The 2,256-nt window shown below is 59.8% G+C and carries 1 protein-coding gene; it reads right to left on the reverse strand.

Going from position 1 to position 2,256, the window contains the following annotated elements; translation table 11 throughout:
- Nucleotides 1-42 precede the first annotated feature (42 nt).
- A complete protein-coding gene (gene yccS, locus HMPREF3066_RS01440; protein ID WP_070439958.1) occupies nt 43-2,190 on the reverse strand; it encodes a YccS family putative transporter in 2,148 nt (715 codons plus the stop codon).
- Nucleotides 2,191-2,256: the final 66 nt, after the last annotated feature.

The raw sequence follows: 2,256 nt of genomic DNA on the forward strand, positions 1-2,256 counted from the left end.
TGGGGGGAAAGGCTTTTTTGCAAAGGTCTCAGCCGATTAATATTACGCAACCTGCGGAATGGCTTCGATGTCGTGCAGGCTGCGGTAGCAGGGATCGAGCTGTTTGGCGATGAGGGTGAGCTGCCGGTGGAGGATGTGGCTTTGACGTTCGTCGCCTGCCTCTGTTTGTAAGGCTTCCAAGTCGGTTCGGATTTGGGAGAGGGTCGTCTGAAAATCTTGTTCGCTTGTTTGCGGGAGGCGTTCGAGCAGGTCGGCGATGCGGTAGCCGCTTTGGTAGAACTTGCGGACGAAGTCGGGGCTGCACGCGCCGTCCATTTCGCTGCGGTATGCGCCGAGCGCGGAGATGTAGCCGGTCAGGGCGTAGCTGGTTTTGAGGAGGGTGAAGCCGCTTTGCAGGTTGTTGCCGTATTTTTTGGGTTCGCTGCTCATGTCGGAGAGGGTGCTGCTGAGGGTGGCGGTGCGCTCGTGGGCTTGGCGGCGGACGGTGCGGTATTCGACGTCGTCGGCGATGCCGTATTGGAGCTGGTCGAGGATTTTTCTGAGGTAGGCGCCGTTGCCGCCGACGGCTTGGGCGGCGGTTTTTTCGAGGGTGAGGTAACGCCAGTCCGGCCAGAGGTAGGTTACGGCTGCCCACGCGAGGACGGAGCCGACGATGGTGTCGATGATGCGGACGGGCATGGCGGCATAGACGTCCAGCCCGGCGAGTGAGAAGCTGGTGAGGGCTTGGATGGTGATGAAGAAGGTGGAGAAGCTGTATTTGTAGCTTCGGGTCATGAAAAACAGGGTGGTGCTGGCGATGACGATCCAGAGTTTGGTTTCGACGGAGGGGGTAAAATAAGGCACGAGTGAGCCGACGATGACGCCGAGGATGGTGCCGGCAATGCGTTGGTACACGCGGCTTTTGGTGGCGGTGTAGTTGGGTTGGCAGACAAAGACGGCGGTCAGGAGTATCCAGTAGCCGAGGTTGAGATGGAGGATTTCGACGATGGTGCAGGAGGCGGCAACGAGGATGGAGAGGCGCGTGGCGTGACGGAACACGCCCGACTCGAAGTTGAGCTGGCTGCGGACGGTCTGCCAGACGTTTTTCAGGCTGCTGTTTTCGAGGGCGGCGATGCGGGTGTCGCTGCTGTTGTCGTTTTCGGCGGGGGAGTCGCTGTGTTGGAGTTGGCGCAGTTGGTGGTCGACGCTGCCGAGGTTGTCGAGCAGGCGGCGGATGTGGTGGATGTTGCGGCTTTCGGGGTGGTCGTCGGTGTAGTGCGAGAGTGATTGGCGGCAGCCTTCCATCGCGCGTCCGAGGCGTTTGCTGTATGTGTAGTCTTTGCCGTTCCTCAGGGCGGCGGCAACGTTGCGGCACGCCTGCCCCTGCATTTCGAGCAGGCGGCGGATGCGGAAGATGAGGTCGGTGTTTTTGAGGGTGTCGGTCAGCTCGGTATAGTCGGCGTGGGCGGAGCTGACGCGTTCGTGTATGTCTTGGGCGGTGAAGTAGTAGCGCAGCATTTTGGCGGTGCGCGGGTGGCGGTGTTTGCCGCGCAGGCGGTAAAACAGGGCGGCGCGGCATTGGTTGAAGGCGGTGATGACGCCGGTGTTGCTCATGGCGAGATCGATTTGGCGGTTGCCGAGCCAGGCGGCTTCGTCGGGATCGAAAAAGTCGGCTTTGGCGTCAAAATATCCACCGAGCGCTTCGTAGGCGTTGGCGACGCTTTCTTGGACGGGGCGGTGTGGGAGGATGATTTGGAAAACGAGCGTGCAGGTGCTGTATAACACGGTCCCGAGCAGAATCATGACGGGATTGGTCAGCCAGAAGGTTTCGGGGGTGTAGGTGAGCGTGGTGTAGGTGGCGACGGCAAGTGCGCCGAACGCGAAGGTGCGGTATTTCAGCCCGACCGCGCCCAAAATGGTAAAGCCGAACGTCATCAGGGTCATGGCGAGGATGAAAGGCAGGCCGGTACCGAGCGTGCTTTGGGCGACGAGCGATGAAATGGTAAACAGGGCGACGGTGATGATGATGTTTTTCAGACGACCTGTCAGTCGGTTGTCCAAATCGACGAGGCCGCCCGCGATGATGCCGAGTACGAAAGGCATGGCGAGCTTGGGCGTGCCAAACCGCCAGACAAGGGTCGCGGCGATAAAGACGCTGGCGAAGACGGGCAGCGAGGTAATGATGAGGGGTTTGAGCGGCGGGAGTTTCATCGTATTGGGCACAGCTTTAAATGGGAATGGTTTGATTATAGTGGATTAACTTTAAACCGGTACGGC

Source organism: Neisseria sp. HMSC03D10 (genome assembly GCF_001807625.1).
Classification (GTDB): Bacteria; Pseudomonadota; Gammaproteobacteria; order Burkholderiales; family Neisseriaceae; genus Neisseria; species Neisseria mucosa.

What these genes read in the sequence shown, in the direction of transcription:
- yccS (WP_070439958.1), bottom strand. Translation starts at nt 2,190, where the DNA reads ATGAAACTCCCGCCGCTCAAACCCCTCATCATTACCTCGCTGCCCGTC.